Here is a 16,922-nt window from a genome sequence, read left to right as displayed (position 1 = left end):
GTACGCGGGGTCCCGTCGGTGACGGAACCCCGCGTACGTCGCGCGAGAAGTCGCTCAGTTCGGCTGATCCCGGATCAGCGGGCGAAGTAGCCGCGGTAGTACTCGTAGACCCAGCCGACGATCGCGACGACGAAGACCGCGATGCCGATCGGCATGAGCCAGGCGCCCACCGCGAGGCCGATCATGGCGAGAGCCGCCGAGAACGCCAGGACGATCGGCCACCACGACCACGGGCTGAACTCGCCGAGCTCGGGGTCGCCGTCGTCGATGTCCGCCGTGAGCAGGTCCTCGGGCAGCTCACCGCCCTGCGCCTTGTGCACCTTGCCCACGTAGAACGCGATGAGCGCGGCCATGAAGGCGGTGAACAGCAGGGCGATGCTGCCGACCCACTCGATCGAGAGGGTGACCGTCTCCCACATCTGCTGGCCGCCGGTGGCGTTGGTGTCCCAGTGCGACAGCAGGTTCCACGCGGTGTACACCACCGCGACGACGAGGAAGAAGGCGGACAGCAGCCACCAGAGTCCGGCGTTGGTACGCACTTACTTCACCTCTCCCTCGGCGAGGTCGACAGTCGGGGCTTCGGGAGCGTCCTTGGCCGGCCCGACGCCCACGGGGATGCCCGCCTCGGGGTGGTTCAGGTCGAACGCGGGACGCTCGCTGCGGATGCGCGGGATCGACGTGAAGTTGTGGCGCGGCGGCGGGCAGGAGGTCGCCCACTCGAGCGATGCCCCGTAGCCCCACGGGTCGTTCACGGTGACCTTCGGCGCCTTGCGGGCGGTGATCCACACGTTGAACAGGAACGGGATCATCGAGGCGCCGAGGAGGATGGCGCCGACCGTCGAGACCTGGTTCTGCCACGTCCAGCCGTCCGCCTCCGAGTAGTCGGCGTAGCGGCGGACCATGCCGTCCACGCCCAGCCAGTGCTGGATGAGGAAGGTCATGTGGAACCCGATGAAGAGCATCCAGAAGTGGACGTACCCCAGACGCTCGTTCAGCATCTTGCCCGTCCACTTGGGCCACCAGAAGTAGAAGCCGGCGAACATCGCGAACACGACGGTGCCGAACACGACGTAGTGGAAGTGCGCGACCACGAAGTACGAGTCGGACAGGTGGAAGTCCAGCGGCGGCGATGCCAGGATGACGCCGGTGAGACCGCCGAAGACGAACGACACCAGGAAGCCGAGCGCGAACACCATCGGCGTCTCGAACGTCACCGAGCCTCGCCACATCGTGCCGATCCAGTTGAAGATCTTCACGCCCGTGGGCACCGCGATGAGCATGGTCATGAGGGCGAAGAACGGCAGCAGCACTCCACCGGTGACGTACATGTGGTGCGCCCACACGGCGACCGACAGCGCCGCGATGGCGATCGTCGCGTAGACGAGCGTCTTGTAGCCGAAGATCGGCTTGCGGCTGAAGACCGGGAAGATCTCCGACACGATGCCGAAGAACGGCAGCGCGATGATGTACACCTCGGGGTGGCCGAAGAACCAGAACAGGTGCTGCCACAGCAGCACGCCGCCGTTCTGCGGGTCGTAGATGTGGGCGCCGAGCACGCGGTCGGCGGCGGCGGCCAGGATCGCCGCGGCGAGCACGGGGAACGCCATCAGGATCAGGATGCTGGTGACCAGCGTGTTCCACGAGAAGATCGGCATCCGCCACATGGTCATGCCGGGCGCGCGCATCGTGATGATCGTCGTGATGAAGTTCACGGCACCGAGGATCGTGCCGAAGCCGCTCATGCCGAGCCCGAGCATCCAGAGGTTGCCGCCGGCGCCGGGCGAGAACGAGGCGTTCGCGAGCGGCTGATAGGCGAACCAGCCGAACGACGCGGCGCCCTGCGGGGTGAGGAAGCCGGCGACCGCGATGGTCGAGCCGAACAGGAACAGCCAGAATGCGAACGCGTTCAGGCGCGGGAAGGCGACGTCGGGGGCGCCGATCTGCAGCGGCAGGATCGCGTTGGCGAAGCCCGCGAACAGCGGCGTCGCGAACATCAGCAGCATGATCGTGCCATGCATGGTGAACAGCTGGTTGTACTGCTCCTTGGTCGGGATGATCTGCATCCCCGGCTCGAACAGCTCGGCGCGGATGATCAGCGCCATCACCCCGCCGAGGAGGAAGAACAGGACCGACGAGATGAGGTAGAGGTAGCCGATCGTCTTGTGGTCGGTGGAGGTGATCCACTTGACGATGATGTTGCCCTTGTCCTCGACGCGCGTGGCGCTGAGCAGCGCAGCCTGACGCGGCGGCAGGGTGGTCGGGCGACCCTGCGTCGGTTCCTGAAGCGGAAGCGTCGTCGCCATGATCAGTTGTCTCCCTCTTCCTCGGACGCCTCGCCCGATCCCGTGCCCGGGAGGTTCTGGAGGCGGTCGTAGGCGTCGTTGATGTCGCCGGTCTGGCCGGCGTCGCGGAGCGTCGCGAGGTACTCGTCGTACTCGGCCTCGCTCACGACCTCCACGTTGAACAGCATCATGGAGTGGTACTCGCCGCAGAGCTCGGCGCACTTGCCGGCGTAGCTGCCCTCGCGGGTGGGCGTGAAGGACCAGTAGTTGTCCTTCCCGATGTACATGTCCTTCTTGTACAGGAAGTCGATGATCCAGAAGGAGTGGATGACGTCGCGCGACTGGAGCTTGATCTTCACCGTCTGGTCGACGGGGAGGACCAGTGTCGGCAGGTCGCTGACGACGTCGCCGCGCTCGTCGGTCTCGGCCTGGACGCCCATGGTCCACACCGTGTCGTCCTCGGACTCGCCCTCGTACTGGAAGTCCCACGACCACTGCTTGCCGATCGCCGTGATCTCGACGTCCGGGTCGTCGTACTGCGTCTCGAGGATCGTCTGGTCGCGCGCGGTGAATGCGAAGAACCCGATCACGAGGATGAGCGGCACCACCGTGTAGAAGATCTCGATGGGCATGTTGTAGCGCAGCTGGACCGGAAGTCCCATCTGGCCCTTGCGACGCCGGTACGCGATCGCCGCCCAGCCCATGAGACCCCACGTGATGACGCCCACGACGAGCAGCACGATCCACGAGTTGACCCAGAGCCCGCTCACCATGTCGGTGCGGTTCGTGGCCGCCTGGCCGTCTTCGGTGAACCCGGGCAGGAAGCCGTTGAGCTCGGTCGGGGTGCATCCGGCGAGGACTGCAGCCGCCGCGATCCCGAGCGGGAGAACGGCCCAGCGGATACGGCGTTTCGAAGGCACGTTGCACCTTTCCGATCACGAACAGGACTCCTGCAAGTCTAGGGCAAGCGCCCAGGCCATTCAGGCCATTCACTCAGGCTGAATCGGCGTGCGAAGACGAAAAAGGCGGGCCCGGGCGCCATAAAAAGGCGCACCGGACCCGCCGCGAAGTGCTCGGATCCTCAGCCGACCGTCGGTCGGCGCTGACTCAGTGGAAGCTGTCGCCGCACGCGCACGAGCCGGCGGCGTTCGGGTTGTCGATCGTGAAGCCCTGCTCCGAGATCGTGTCCTTGAAGTCGATGGTGGCGCCGTCGAGGTACGGGACGCTCATGTCGTCGATGATGACCTCGACGCCGTCGAAGTCCACCGTCTTGTCGCCGTCGAGATAGCGCTCGTCGAAGTAGAGCTGGTAGATCAAGCCGCTGCATCCGCCCGGCTGGACGGCGACGCGCAGACGCAGGTCGTCGCGTCCTTCCTGCTCGAGCAGGCTCTTCACCTTTCCGGCGGCGGCATCGGTCAGCAGCACACCGTGGTCGCGGGCGGTCTGCTCGGTCGTCAGTGCGGTGTCGGTCATGGCACTCCTCCGGACGGGCCGCCGAGGCGATCGGCGGCGGGATGCCTCGATTGTACGCGCGCCCGCCGGGAGGAGGCTCCGCGACCCCGGTTTGCGGTACGGCGACCCACGGCCTACCCCTCGTGCGGGGTCCGGCCGTCGAGCTTCTCCAGCAGGAGCGCCTCCGCGAGCACCGCGTTGCGGAACGTGTCCAGGTGCAGGGACTCGTTGGGGCTGTGCGCCTTCGAGTGCGGGTCCTCCACGCCGGTGACGAGGATCTGCGCACCAGGGAACTCGCGCACGAGGTCGGCGATGAACGGGATCGACCCGCCCACGCCGATGTCGACCGGCGCGACCCCGTAGCCCTCGTGGAGCGCCTCGCGTGCCGCCGCGACGGCCCAGCCGCTCGTGTCGACGAGGAAGGCGTCTCCGTAGTCCTGGTCGCTGAACTCCAGCTGCGCGCCGAACGGCGCGTGTGCGCGCAGGTGCGCCTCGATGGCCACGTAGGCCTCGCGCGCCGGCTGCCCAGGGGCGATGCGCGCGCTGATGACCACCGAGACCTCGGGCGTGAGCGTGTTCGAGGCGTTCACGACGCTCGGCGCGTCGATGCCCGTCACCGTGATCGACGGCTTGTTCCAGATGCGGCCGAGGATCGTTCCGCGGCCGACGGGCGAGACGCCGTCGGGAAGGCCCGCCTCGTCGCGCAGGGTCTCCTCGCTGTACGGAGGGGTCTCGGCATCCCGCTCGGTCAGGCCCGCGACGGCGACCGCGCCGTCGGCGTCCCAGAGCGTCGCGAGGAGCTTCACCGTCGCCATCATGGCGTCGGGCACCGCTCCCCCGAACATCCCGGAGTGGGATGCATGCTCGAGCGTGCGCACGCGCAGCGTGAACCGGGTGTTGCCGCGCAGCGACACCGTGAGCGCCGGCGTCTTGTCGTCCCAGTTGCCGGAGTCCGCCACCACGATCACATCGGCGCGCAGGGCGGCGGCGTTGTCCGAGAGGAACTGGGCGAAGGAGCGGGATCCCGCCTCCTCCTCGCCCTCGAAGAAGAGTGCGACCCCGAGGTCGAAGTCCTCGCCCAGCGCCTCCTTGAGCGCGCGGAGCGCGGCGACGTGCGCCATGATGCCGGCCTTGTCGTCGGCGGCGCCGCGCCCGTAGAGACGGCCGCTGCGCACCGTGGGCTCGAACGGCGCCGACTCCCAGAGCGCCTCGTCGCCGACGGGCTGCACGTCGTGGTGCGCGTAGAGCAGGATCGTCGGGCGGCCGTTGCGGGCCGCGCGCGTCGCCAGCACGGCGGGGTTGCCCTGCTCCCCCGTCTCCGGGATGGTCGCGCGGCGGATCTCGACGGTCTCGAACAGCCCGGTCTCGCGAACGAGCTCGGCCACCGCCTCGGCGCTGCGCTGCACCGCTGCCGGGTCGAATCCGGGGAAGGCGATGGAGGGGATGCGCACGAGGGTGCCGAGATCGGCCAGGGCGGAGGGGATGCCGGAGGCCGCCGCGTCACGCACAGCATCCTGTCGGGAGAGCTCAGAGGTCATGCGGGTAATCTTAAGTGCACCCCTTCTCCGCACTCGAGGATGATCCGTGGCCAAGAACTCCGCCCCCGTTCCGAACGACGCTCCCAGCGAGGGAACCGTCCTGAACGGCACGTCCGCCGGCAAGGGCCGCGCCACGCCGTCCCGCGCCGAGCGGGAGGCCGCCCGCAAGCGGCCGCTCGTGCCCGACACGAAGGAGGCGAAGGCCCGCGCCCGCGCCGACCTCGCCGCCCAGCGCGAGAAGGCCCGTCTCGGCATGGCGGCCGGCGACCCCCGCTACCTCCCGGCGCGCGATCAGGGCGCCCAGCGCAAGTTCGCCCGCGACTGGGTGGACGCCGGATGGCACCTCGGTGAGGCCGTGATGCCGGCCATGGTGCTCGTCATCCTCGCCACGTTCCTGCCCATCGCCGCGCTGCAGTACTACGCGTTCGTCGGTCTGTGGATCTTCATCCTCTTCGTCATCGGCGACATGGTGATCACCTCGATCTCGGTCAAGCGCGCCGTGAAGAAGAAGTTCGGCGCCGACAAGATGGAGAAGGGCCTCGGCTGGTACGCCGCGATGCGCACCGTCCAGATGCGCTTCCTCCGCCTGCCCAAGCCGCAGGTCAAGCGCGGCCAGAAGCCCGCCTGAGCGCGGCGCCTCCCCGGCCCAGCCCGCCCAGCGCGCTCAGCGTCGCCCGACGAGCCCGCGGTTGATCTGACGCGCCCAGAGCGGGCCGCGGTAGAGGAACGCCGTGTAGCCCTGCACGAGCGTGGCACCGGCATCCAACCGTTCCTGAACGTCGGCGGCCGTCTCGACGCCGCCGACCGAGATGACGCAGAAGTCCGCGGGAACGCCCGCGCGCAGCAGCCTCAGCACCTCGAGCGAGCGCACCTTCAGCGGCGCACCCGACAGTCCCCCCTCACCCGCCGCGGCGACGGTCCCGGGGTTTGTGATCAGCCCGTCGCGCGAGACCGTCGTGTTGGTGGCGATGATGCCGGCGAGGCCCGCGTCCACGGCGAGCCCGGCGATCGCGACGATCTCGTCATCGGGCAGATCGGGGGCGATCTTCACCAGCAGCGGGGTCGCGCCGGCCGCCTCGCGGACCGCCTCCAGGAGCGGACGCAGCGTCTCGGCGGCCTGCAGGCCGCGCAGGCCGGGCGTGTTCGGGGACGAGACGTTCACGACGAGGTAGTCCGCGAGCGGAGCCAGGAGCGTCGCACTGCGCACGTAGTCGGCGGTCGCGTCGGCCACCTCGACCACGCGGCTCTTGCCGATGTTGACCCCGATCACGCCACGGCGCCTGCGTGCACGCAGCTTGCGCAGGCGGTCCGCGGCCGCCTCCGCCCCGTGGTTGTTGAACCCCATGCGGTTCACGACGGCGCGGTCGGGGATGAGTCGGAAGAGCCGGGGTCGCGGGTTGCCCTCCTGCGGGATGGCCGTGACGGTGCCCACCTCCACGTGCCCGAATCCCAGCGCGAAGAGCCCCGCGGCGCCCTTCACGTCCTTGTCGAATCCGGCGGCCACGCCGAACGGCGAGTCGAACCGGAGGCCGAGCGCGGTGGTGGCCAGCTCCGGCGCCGGGCGCGTCACCGCACGGGCGGCCCATGAGAACGGCGGCACGCCGAGCACCCGGATGACCCGCATCGCGGCGTGGTGGGCGGATTCGGGATCCATGCGCGACAGCACGGTGCGGAAGAGGAGGGGATACATCCCCCCTAGATTATCGGCTCGGCACTCCGGGCCTCGGCGGTCAGTCCCCGGCGACGCCCTCGGCGCGCGCGGGAGCGCGTCCGTGGTCGACGCGGAGCTGCTCGATCGCCGACTCGAAGTCCTCCAGCGAGTCGAACGCCTGGTAGACGCTCGCGAAGCGCAGGTAGGCCACCTCGTCGAGGTCGCGCAGCGGACCCAGGATGGCCAGCCCGATCTCGTTCGCATCCAGCTGCGACGCTCCGGTCTGGCGGATGCTCTCCTCGACGGTCTGCGCGAGCACCGCGAGGTCGGCCTCGGTCACCGGGCGGCCCTGGCAGGCCTTGCGGACCCCCGACATGACCTTCTCGCGGCTGAACGGCTCGATCACGCCGGAGCGCTTGATGACGTTCAGGCTCGCCGTCTCGACGGTGGTGAACCGGCCCCCGCACTGCGGGCATTGACGACGGCGACGGATGCTGAGCCCGTCGTCGCTCGTGCGGGAGTCGATCACCCGCGAATCGGCGTGACGGCAGAAGGGGCAGTGCATGGTGCAGACAGCCTACGCCGGGTCCTCGACGACGGGCTCCTGGCCCTGTCGAGCGCCGAACCTCGCGGTGATCGCCTCGCCGTGCGCGGGGAGCGCCTCCGCCTCGGCGAGGGTGACGATCGCGTCGCGGACGGCCGCCAGCGCGCCGCGGTCGTACTCGATCACCTGCTGCGGGCGCAGGAACGTGGCGGCGGAGAGCCCCGCCGAGTAGCGCGCCTGCCCGCCGGTCGGCAGCACGTGGTTGCTCCCCGCCAGGTAGTCGCCGAGGCTCACCGGCGAGTCGGCGCCCACGAAGACGGCCCCGGCGTGCACGAAGTCCTGCGGGCGCGGGTCGGTCACGTGCAGCTCGAGGTGCTCGGGGGCGTACGCGTTGCTGAACGCGGTGGCGGCGGCGAGGTCGTCGACCAGCACGATCGCGGACTGCGGTCCGCCGAGCGCGGCCGCCACACGCTCCGCGTGGCGGGTCGCCGTTGCGCGCGGCGCGATCGCGGCGACCACGTCCTGCGCGAGGCGCTCCGACGTGGTCACGAGCACGGCAGAGGCCTGCTCGTCGTGCTCGGCCTGGCTGATGAGGTCGACGGCGACGAGGTCGGCGTCGGCGCTGTCGTCCGCGACGATGAGGATCTCGGTGGCGCCGGCCTCGGCATCCGTCCCGACCAGGCCCGCCACGGCGCGCTTGGCGGCGGCGACGAAGTTGTTTCCGGGACCGGTGACGACGTCGACGGGCTCGAGGCGGAGCGCCGGCACGCCGTGCGCCAGCGCGCCGATCGCGCCGGCGCCTCCCATCGCATAGACCTCGGTGACGCCGAGGAGGCGCGCGGCCCCCAGGATCACCGGGTGCACGCGGCCCCCGAATCCGCGCTGCGGCGGCGAGGCCAGGGCGATCTCGGCGACGCCGGCGACCTGCGCGGGGACGACGTTCATGACGACGCTCGACGGGTAGACCGCCTTGCCGCCCGGCACGTAGAGGCCGACGCGGCGGACCGGCTGCCACCGCTGCGTCACCCGGGCGCCCGGGCCGAGCTCGGTCACCGAGGGCGACGGCACCTGCGCGGCGGATGCCTCCCGCACGCGCTGGATGGCCTCCTCCAGTGCCGCGCGGACGGCGGGATCGAGCGCCGCGAGCGCCTCGTCGAGGTGCTCCGCCGGCACCCGGAGGTCGTGGCCGGCCACCCCGTCGAAGCGCTCGGCCTGCTCGCGGAGAGCTGCTTCGCCGCGCGCCGCGACGTCGTCGACGATGTGCGCCGCGGTGGCGAGCGCCTCCTCGCGGGCGGCGGCGGCGCGGGGAACGGTGGCGAGGAGTTCCGCGGGAGACAGCGTGCGTCCCCGCAGGTCGATCGTCCGGAGCATCCTTCTACGGTATCGCGCGGTCGCCGCGGGATCGGTCGTCGCGCCGTCAGCCCCGCGTGACGCCGGAGACGTCGTGCAGGTAGCCGATGCGGCCGTCTTCGTGACGGACGACGAACGCGTCACCGCGGTCCTCGATCACGAGGGCCCACGCGGTCGGGCCGATGCGGAACACCGGGATGCCGATCTCGTCGACGACGTCGCGCTCCTCGGGCACGAGCGCCCAGAAGGCCTGGCTCTGCGGCGTCGTCGCGGCCGCCGGCTCGACCGTGGAGCTCGGGTTCTCGACGTGCTCGAACGACTCGCGCGTCTGCACCGGCTCGGCCACGGTGGGCGCCGTGTCCGCGGCGGCGGCGTCGTCCGCGGCGACGGCATCCGTCTCGCGATCGACCGGGATCACCGTGGTGGTGGCCTCGGCGCTCGAGGCACCGCGGGCGCCGGCCGCATCCTCGCGATCGGGCACGTACGCCGGAGCCGGCTCGTTCGCCGCCGGAGCCGTCTCGGACGCGGAGGGCGCCGCCTCGGGCGGGTACGGCGCGGCGGCCGCCGCTTCGTACGGGGCGGGCTCGTGCTGCTCGGGCGCCCGCTCGGGGCGCTCGACGGGCGGACGCGGGGTGACCGGACGGACCTGCCGCGCGTTGCGGTGCGCCGGAGCCTCGGGGCGCCCCTGGAAGTCCTGGGCGAACGGGGCGATGAACGGCGCGACGACGGTCAGCACCACACCGGCGAGCATGAGGAAGAACTCGACCCACACGACCCACGTCGCGATGAAGAAGCGCTCTTCGGCGAGGGAGACGAAGGAGTGCCACAGGATGTTCAGCCACGTCACGGCGGCGACCGAGAAGGCCACCGACGCGAACTGGTCGATGCCGAGCGAGCCGACGCGGCGGATGCCCTGCGGGGAGAGGCGGCGCAGCACGATGAGGAAGACCGCCACGGTGGGAAGGCCGATGGTCAGCACCCAGTCGATCCCGTGGGTCCACACCGACGGCCCCTCGCCGAGCTCGCCGATGATGGGGAAGAACGAGACGACGAACGCGACGAGCCAGGTGCCGACGAGTGCGACCTCCCGGATCGAGAACGGACCCACCCCGTACTGCGGCTCGTCGGCTGCCGTTCTGTCGACCTGCACGTTCTGATTCTCGTCCGTCACGATGTCTGTTCCTTCCGGCGGGCCCGCGAGGCCCGCGTCGAGCCGATTTTACTCAGCGCGCATGAGACCGCGATGAGACCACGCGATCCACGGCCACATCACGGACGCTCGAACGCGGGCGGGAGCTCAGCCCAGGCACTGCGGCCCCAGCAGGCCCTTGAGCTCGCCGTAGAGGTCCGGGGTGATCCGCACGGTGTGGGGCACCTCGAACACCTTCGCGACGCTGCCGCTGTGCAGCTTGAGCGATACCTCCGTATCGCCGCCGTGACGCTGCAGCGTCTGCAGCAGCTCGCCGATCACGTCCTCGCTCGCCCGTCTCTCGGGCATGACGAGCACGAGGGAGCCGGATTCGTCCAGCGACCCGAGGTCGGGCGTGAAGGCCGACTGCGCGTGCAGGTTCATGCCGTCGTCGCGGCGCGACACCCGTCCCCGCACGACCAGGATCGCATCTCCCTGCAGCATGTGCTGGAACTCGGTGTAGGTCTTGCCCATGAACATGACGGTGATCTCGCCGTCGAAGTCCTCGACGGTGATCATGCCGTACGGGTTGCCGCTCTGCTTGGCCACGCGATGCTGGACGCTCGTGACCAGGCCCGCGACCGTGACCTGGTCGCCGTCGCCGATGTCCTCGGAGGCGAGGAGGTCGTGGATGCTCGTGGAGGCGTGCTTCGCGAGGGGGATCTCGAGCCCGGCCAGCGGGTGGTCCGACACGTACAGGCCCAGCATCTCGCGCTCGAACGCCAGCTTGTCCTTCTTGGTCCACTCGGGACGCTCGGGGACCTTCGCCGCCTGCTGCGGCTCGTCCTCGCCCCACAGCGAGTCGAAGTCGAAGCCGACCTCGCCGTTGGCCTCGCGGCGCTTGTCGAGCACGGCCGCCTCGGTGGCGTCCTCGTGGATCTCCATGAGCGCGCGGCGGGTGGAACCGAGCGAATCGAACGCCCCCGCCTTGATGAGCGACTCCACCGTGCGCTTGTTGGCGACGGGGACGGGCACCTTGGCGAGGAAGTCGTGGAACGACGTGAACGGCGCATCGGCCCGCGCCTCGACGATCGCATCGACCACGTTGGTGCCGACGTTGCGGACGGCGCCCAGCCCGAAGCGGATGTCTTCGCCGACGGCCGCGAAGTACCGGATCGACTCCCCGACGTCGGGCGGCAGCACCTTGATGCCCATGCGACGGCATTCGTTGAGGTACACGGCCATCTTGTCCTTCGAGTCGCCCACACTCGTCAGCAGCGCGGCCATGTACTCGGCCGGATAGTGCGCCTTCAGGTACGCGGTCCAGTACGACACCAGGCCGTAGGCGGCCGAGTGCGCCTTGTTGAAGGCGTAATCGGAGAACGGGAGCAGGATGTCCCACAGCGCCTTGATCGCGTCGTCGCCGAACCCGCGCTCCTTCATGCCGCCGGAGAAGCCCTCGTACTGCTTGTCGAGCTCGGACTTCTTCTTCTTGCCCATCGCGCGGCGGAGGATGTCGGCCTGTCCGAGGGAGAAGCCCGCCACCTTCTGGGCGATCGCCATGACCTGCTCCTGATAGATGATCAGGCCGTAGCTGATGTCGAGGATCTCTCGCAGCGGCTCCTCGAGCTCGGGGTGGATGGGCGTCACCTCCTGCTGGCCGTTCTTGCGCAGGGCGTAGTTGATGTGCGAGTTCGCGCCCATGGGCCCGGGCCGGTACAGCGCGATGACGGCGGAGACGTCCTCGAAGTTGTCGGGCTTCATCAGCCGCAGCAGCGACCGCATCGGCCCGCCGTCGAGCTGGAACACCCCGAGGGTGTCACCCCGCGTGAGCAGGTCGTACGCGGCGCGATCGTCGAGGGCGAGATGCTCGAGGTCGAGTTCTTCGCCCCTGTTCATGCGGATGTTGTCGAGCGCGTCGGAGATGATCGTGAGGTTGCGCAGCCCCAGGAAGTCCATCTTGATCAGGCCCAGCGTCTCGCACGACGGATAGTCGAACTGCGTGACGATCTGGCCGTCCTGCTCGCGGCGCATGATGGGGATGATGTCCAGGAGCGGCTCGCTGGACATGATGACGCCCGCCGCGTGCACGCCCCACTGCCGCTTCAGCCCTTCCAGACCGAGCGCGCGATCGAAGACCGTCTTGGCCTCGGGGTCGGTGTCGATGAGGGCACGGAACTCGCTGGCCTCTTTGAACCGCGGATGCTGCGGGTCGAACATGCCGCTCAGCGGCATGTCCTTGCCCATGACCGCCGGGGGCATCGCCTTGGTGAGCCGCTCCCCCATGCTGAACGGGAAGCCGAGCACGCGGCCGGCGTCCTTCAGCGCCTGCTTGGACTTGATCGTCCCGTAGGTCACGATCTGCGCGACCCGCTCGGAGCCGTACTTCTCGGTGACGTAGTCGATCACCTCGCCACGGCGACGGTCGTCGAAGTCGACGTCGAAGTCGGGCATCGAGACGCGGTCGGGGTTGAGGAAGCGCTCGAAGATCAGCCCGTGCTCGAGCGGGTCGAGGTCGGTGATGCGCATCGCGTACGCGACCATCGACCCGGCTCCGGAACCGCGGCCCGGACCCACGCGGATGCCGTTGTCCTTGGCCCAGTTGATGAAGTCGGCGACGACGAGGAAATAGCCGGGGAACCCCATCTGGAGGATGATGCCCGTCTCGTACTCGGCCTGCTTGCGCACCCGGTCGGGGATGCCCTGGGGATACCGGTAGTGCAGCCCCGCCTCGACCTCTTTGACGAGCCAGCTGTCTTCGGTCTCGCCGTCGGGCACCGGAAAGCGGGGCATGTAGTTGGCCGACGTGTTGAACTCGACCTCGCACCGCTCGGCGATGAGCAGCGTGTTGTCGCAGGCCTCCGGGTGGTCGCGGAAGATCTGCCGCATCTCCTGCGCGGTCTTGACGTAGTAGCCGTCGCCGTCGAACTTGAAGCGGTTGGGGTCGTCGAGCGTGGAGCCGGACTGCACGCAGAGGAGGGCCGCGTGCGCGTCCGCCTCGTGCTGGTGCGTGTAGTGGGAGTCGTTGGTCGCGACCAGGGGGATGTCGAGGTCCTTGGCCAGCCGGAGCAGGTCGGTCATCACGCGACGCTCGATGGACAGCCCGTGGTCCATGATCTCGGCGAAGTAGTTCTCCTTGCCGAAGATGTCCTGGAACTCCGCGGCGGCCGCGCGGGCGGCGTCGTACTGGCCGAGCCGCAGACGCGTCTGCACCTCGCCGGAGGGGCATCCCGTCGTGGCGATGAGCCCTCTGCCGTACGTCTCGAGCAGCTCCCGGTCCATGCGGGGCTTGAAATAGTAGCCCTCCATGCTCGACAGCGAGCTCAGCCGGAAGAGGTTGTGCATGCCCTCGGTGCTCTGGCTCCACATCGTCATGTGGGTGTAGGCGCCTGAGCCCGAGACGTCGTCGCTCTTCTGCTCGGGTGTGCCCCACGCGACGCGCGACTTGTCGCTGCGGTGCGTGCCGGGCGTGACGTACGCCTCGAGCCCGATGATCGGCTTGACCCCGGCCGCCTTGGCCGCGTTGTAGAACTCGAACGCCGCGAACGTGTTGCCGTGGTCGGTCACGGCGATCGCGGGCATGCCGTAGTCGGCTGCCGCCTGCGTCATCGCGCCGATCTTGGCGGCTCCGTCGAGCATCGAGTACTCGCTGTGGACGTGCAGATGAACGAAGGAGTCGGATGCCACGCAACGAGTCTACGAACCGGCGCCGACATGGGCGGGCCGCTGTCGGCGGGTCCGCGAGCCGCCCGGCGGATACGCCTCACCCTCGAGTGGAGGGTGAGGGTCGCCCCGCGTCAGAACTCCTCGTCGAGGGCGTACTGCTGCTGCCACGTGTGCGGACGGTCGATGCCCAATCCGTACATGTAGCGGATGAGCTGGCCCTGGTGCTGCGTCTCGTGCTCGAGGAGGGCGAGCACGTACCGCAGGGACTCCTCGTCGTCGGCGGCGAGGCCGGCGATCCACGCGTCGAGGTCGGCGGCGGTCTGGACGAACGCGGATCGCAGGGCCCCGGCATCCGTCGTCTGCTCCGCCGTGACGGGGCTCGTGAAGCCCTGCCACTGGCCCGCCTTCGCCGCGCGCGGGTAGCTCTCGCGCGCGCCGAGCACGCACCACAGCTGATGCCCGATCGTGTCGGACGGAAGGTCGGCCAGCCTCGAGCCGAGGCGGCTCTCGGGCACGGTGTCGAGGAAGTCGAGGTACAGGGTGTTCGAGCGCTCGAAGCGCCGGCGCAGCAGGTCGTTCACGCGTCCACGCTAGAGGTCGCGTCGCATCAGCACGCGCGGAAACCCCGAGAGCACCGACCCGGTGTCGGCCGCCTTGGCGAAGCCGGCCTTCTCGAACAGGCCGCGGGTTCCGACATACGCCATGGTGAGGTCGACCTTCTCGCCGCCGTTGTCGACCGGGTACCCCTCGATCGCCGGGGCGCCCTGCGCACGGGCGAACTCCACCGCACCGTCGATGAGGGCGTGCATGACGCCCTTCTTGCGGTGCCCGGGGCGCACGCGGAAGCACCACAGCGACCACACGTCGAGGTCGTCGACGTGCGGGATCTTGCGGAAGGTGGCGAAGTGCGTCCGGCGGCGCGGTGCGACGGCCGCCCACCCGACCGGCTCGTCGCCGTCGTACGCGAGCACGCCGATGGGTCCTTCCTCCGCCATGAGCCGGCGCACGCGGTCTGCCCGCTCCGGGCCCTTGAGCGCGACGTTCTCCTTCGAGGGGATGCGGTAGCTCAGGCAGAAGCACACGCTCGACTGCGGGTTCTTGGGGCCCACCAGCGTCGCGACGTCTTCGAACACCGTCGCCGGCCGCACCTCGATCGCCATGCCCTCAGTCTGACCGGCGGCTCCGACATCCGCGCCTAGGGTGGGTGCGTGCCCACCCCCGACTTCGTCCTCGACCTCCGCCGCAAGATCGGCACCGACCCGCTGCCGCTGGTCGGCGTGACGGCGGTGGTGCTCCGCGACGACCGCGTGCTCCTCGGCCGCCGCAGCGACAACGGCCACCTCACGCCGGTCACGGGCATCGTCGACCCCGGCGAGGAGCCCGCCGACGCCGCCGTCCGCGAGACCCTCGAGGAGGCCGGCGTCCGCTGCCGCGTGGAGCGCCTCGCGTGGGTGCACCAGATCCCGCGGATCACCTACAGCAACGGCGACCAGAGCGACTACCTGGATCTGACCTTCCGCTGCCGCTGGGTGTCGGGCGACCCGTTCCCGGTCGACGGCGAGATGACCGAAGTCGGCTGGTACGACCTGGGCGCCCTGCCGGCGCTCGAGCAGGACGACATGCGGCGGCGCATCGCGTTCGCGCTGACCGACGACGACGTCGCCCGGTTCGAGGGCGGCCGCTGACACGGAATCGGAGGGTTCCGCCGACACGCCGGGCCGCGGCATCCGTTCGCCGCGTGTCGCACGAAATGTCCGATTCCGTGCTCGACGGCCCCGGGCTCAGTCGCCGCGCAGCACGTCCAGCGCGTGCGCCAGGTCGGCCGGGTACTCCGACGTGTAGGTGGCCCATTCGCCGGTCGCCGGGTGGACGAACGACAGCTCGCGCGCGTGCAGCCACTGGCGCGTGAGCCCCAGCCGGGCCGAGATCGTCGGGTCCGCCCCGTACAGCGGATCGCCGACGCACGGATGCCGGTGCGCGGCCATGTGCACGCGGATCTGGTGCGTCCGCCCCGTCTCGAGGTGGATCTCCAGAAGCGACGCCCCCGGGAACGCCTCGAGCGTCTCGTAGTGGGTGATGGAGTCCTTGCCGTCGGGTGTGACCGCGAACTTCCAGGAGTGGGACGGATGCCTTCCGATCGGCGCGTCGATCGTGCCGACGAGCGGGTCGGGGTGGCCCTGCACGACCGCGTGGTAGATCTTCTCGACCTCGCGCTCCTTGAACGCCCGCTTCAGCGCGACGTACGCGCGCTCGGTCTTGGCCACGACCATCAGCCCGCTGGTGCCGACGTCGAGGCGGTGCACGACCCCCCGGCGCTCGGCCGCGCCCGTCGTGGCGATGCGGAAGCCGCCCGCGGCGAGGGCGCCGAGCACCGTCGGCCCCTCCCACCCGAGCGAGGGATGGGCCGCGACTCCGGCCGGCTTGTCGACCACCACGATGTCGTCGTCGTCATGGGCGATGCCGAGGTCGGGGACCTCGACGGGCACCACCCGCGGCTCCTCCTTCGGCGCCCACGAGACGTCCAGCCAGGCGCCGCCGCGCAGCTTGTCGGACTTCGCGAGCGTGCGGCCGTCCATCGACACCCCGCCGGCCTCGGCGACGTCGGCCGCGAAGGTCCGCGAGAAGCCCAGCATCTTGGCAAGCGCGGCGTCGACGCGGGCGCCGTCGAGGCCGTCGGGCACGGGAAGGCTGCGCGACTCCACGTCAGTCCTCGGGAGAGCCGGATGCCGCGGCATCCGCCTGCTCGTCATCGGCCGCAGCGGCCCCGCGGCGCGGCTCGCGCGTGCCGTCGAGGTGCAGGCCCACCACCACGAGGATCGCGACTCCGATCATCATCGACACGATGAAGATGTCGGCGATGTTGTAGATCGCCGGCGACATCCCCGGGAAGAACCAGAGCCACGGCGTGTTGATGAAGTCGATGACATGCCCGACGGCGAAGCCCGGCTCACGCAGCAGACGGTCGGTCAGGTTGCCGAGGACGCCGCCGAGGAGGAGTCCCAGCGCGACCGCCCAGAGACGTGAGCGCACCCGCGTGGCCGCGAGCCAGCCGATCACGACGGCGACGGCGGCCAGGGCGATGGTGAAGATCCACGTGACCTCGGCGCCCAGCGAGAAGGCGGCGCCCGGGTTGCGCGTGAGGTAGAAGATCAGGAAGTCGCCGATGACGTGCACCGGCTCCTGGTACGGGAGGTTCTGCAGAGCGGATTGCTTCGCCAACTGGTCGGCGGCCAGCACCAGCACCGCGAGAGTCGCGATGATGGTGCCGGCCGCCGCCTGACGAAGGGGAGGTCGGCCCGTCAAGGACCGG

At 69.9% G+C, this 16,922-nt stretch carries 16 protein-coding genes; 2 read left to right on the top strand and 14 right to left on the bottom strand.

The window, feature by feature from the left end:
- Window positions 1–74: 74 nt before the first annotated feature.
- The 5 genes from V6R91_RS27155 to V6R91_RS27135 all read right to left on the bottom strand — a co-directional run bounded on the left by V6R91_RS27155 (window position 75) and on the right by V6R91_RS27135 (window position 5,272).
- Window positions 75–539 (bottom strand): cytochrome c oxidase subunit 4, encoded by a 465-nt coding sequence (locus tag V6R91_RS27155; protein WP_336397810.1) that lies wholly within the window; start codon window positions 537–539, stop codon window positions 75–77.
- Window positions 540–2,303, bottom strand: a complete 1,764-nt coding sequence (ctaD, locus tag V6R91_RS27150) for an aa3-type cytochrome oxidase subunit I (protein ID WP_336397809.1) — start codon at window positions 2,301–2,303, stop codon at window positions 540–542.
- A 2-nt stretch (window positions 2,304–2,305) separates the two neighbouring features.
- Entirely contained in the window at window positions 2,306–3,202 is an 897-nt protein-coding gene (gene ctaC, locus V6R91_RS27145; protein ID WP_336397808.1) for an aa3-type cytochrome oxidase subunit II, read from the bottom strand.
- 187 nt (window positions 3,203–3,389) lie between these two features.
- A complete protein-coding gene (erpA, locus tag V6R91_RS27140) occupies window positions 3,390–3,755 on the bottom strand; it encodes an iron-sulfur cluster insertion protein ErpA (protein WP_336397807.1) in 366 nt (121 codons plus the stop codon).
- Window positions 3,756–3,868: 113 nt separating this feature from the next.
- Window positions 3,869–5,272 carry a dipeptidase gene (locus tag V6R91_RS27135; RefSeq protein ID WP_336397806.1) on the bottom strand — a complete coding sequence of 468 codons (1,404 nt, stop codon included), beginning with the start codon at window positions 5,270–5,272 and terminating at the stop codon, window positions 3,869–3,871.
- 46 nt (window positions 5,273–5,318) lie between these two features.
- Between V6R91_RS27135 and V6R91_RS27130 the strand changes: the two genes are divergently transcribed.
- Window positions 5,319–5,900, top strand: a complete 582-nt coding sequence (locus tag V6R91_RS27130) for a DUF3043 domain-containing protein (RefSeq protein WP_336397805.1) — start codon at window positions 5,319–5,321, stop codon at window positions 5,898–5,900.
- A 36-nt stretch (window positions 5,901–5,936) separates the two neighbouring features.
- Here the strand turns inward: V6R91_RS27130 and V6R91_RS27125 are convergent, their stop codons facing one another.
- The 7 genes from V6R91_RS27125 to V6R91_RS27095 all read right to left on the bottom strand — a co-directional run bounded on the left by V6R91_RS27125 (window position 5,937) and on the right by V6R91_RS27095 (window position 14,772).
- Complete coding sequence (locus tag V6R91_RS27125; RefSeq protein ID WP_336397804.1) at window positions 5,937–6,962, bottom strand: quinone-dependent dihydroorotate dehydrogenase; 1,026 nt, start codon at window positions 6,960–6,962, stop codon at window positions 5,937–5,939.
- Window positions 6,963–7,002: 40 nt separating this feature from the next.
- Window positions 7,003–7,488, bottom strand: a complete 486-nt coding sequence (nrdR, locus tag V6R91_RS27120) for a transcriptional regulator NrdR (RefSeq protein ID WP_336397803.1) — start codon at window positions 7,486–7,488, stop codon at window positions 7,003–7,005.
- A gap of 12 nt (window positions 7,489–7,500) precedes the next feature.
- Window positions 7,501–8,838 carry a histidinol dehydrogenase gene (hisD, locus tag V6R91_RS27115; RefSeq protein ID WP_336397802.1) on the bottom strand — a complete coding sequence of 446 codons (1,338 nt, stop codon included), beginning with the start codon at window positions 8,836–8,838 and terminating at the stop codon, window positions 7,501–7,503.
- A 46-nt stretch (window positions 8,839–8,884) separates the two neighbouring features.
- A complete protein-coding gene (locus V6R91_RS27110) occupies window positions 8,885–9,988 on the bottom strand; it encodes a hypothetical protein (protein ID WP_336397801.1) in 1,104 nt (367 codons plus the stop codon).
- Window positions 9,989–10,114: 126 nt separating this feature from the next.
- Complete coding sequence (gene dnaE, locus V6R91_RS27105) at window positions 10,115–13,585, bottom strand: DNA polymerase III subunit alpha (protein ID WP_442928194.1); 3,471 nt, start codon at window positions 13,583–13,585, stop codon at window positions 10,115–10,117.
- A 158-nt stretch (window positions 13,586–13,743) separates the two neighbouring features.
- Window positions 13,744–14,193 carry a DinB family protein gene (locus tag V6R91_RS27100; RefSeq protein ID WP_336397799.1) on the bottom strand — a complete coding sequence of 150 codons (450 nt, stop codon included), beginning with the start codon at window positions 14,191–14,193 and terminating at the stop codon, window positions 13,744–13,746.
- Window positions 14,194–14,202: 9 nt separating this feature from the next.
- Window positions 14,203–14,772: a GNAT family N-acetyltransferase gene (locus tag V6R91_RS27095; protein WP_336397798.1), complete on the bottom strand. Its 570-nt coding sequence runs from the start codon at window positions 14,770–14,772 to the stop codon at window positions 14,203–14,205.
- A gap of 48 nt (window positions 14,773–14,820) precedes the next feature.
- Here V6R91_RS27095 and V6R91_RS27090 point away from each other — a divergent pair, with 48 nt between their 5' ends.
- A complete protein-coding gene (locus tag V6R91_RS27090) occupies window positions 14,821–15,297 on the top strand; it encodes an NUDIX hydrolase (RefSeq protein ID WP_336397797.1) in 477 nt (158 codons plus the stop codon).
- 96 nt (window positions 15,298–15,393) lie between these two features.
- On the opposite strand, the gene V6R91_RS27085 is transcribed toward V6R91_RS27090, so the two are convergent.
- Together V6R91_RS27085 and lspA are read right to left on the bottom strand one after the other, a co-directional pair.
- The gene (locus V6R91_RS27085) at window positions 15,394–16,314 is read right to left on the bottom strand and encodes an RluA family pseudouridine synthase (RefSeq protein WP_336397796.1); all 921 of its coding nucleotides are present in this window, start codon (window positions 16,312–16,314) and stop codon (window positions 15,394–15,396) included.
- Between the two features lies 1 nt (window position 16,315).
- Window positions 16,316–16,915, bottom strand: coding sequence for a signal peptidase II (gene lspA, locus V6R91_RS27080; RefSeq protein ID WP_336397795.1), 600 nt, complete (start codon window positions 16,913–16,915; stop codon window positions 16,316–16,318).
- Window positions 16,916–16,922: the final 7 nt, after the last annotated feature.

The organism is Microbacterium sp. CCNWLW41 (genome assembly GCF_037083505.1).
This window is presented reverse-complemented; position numbering and strand designations above follow the sequence as displayed.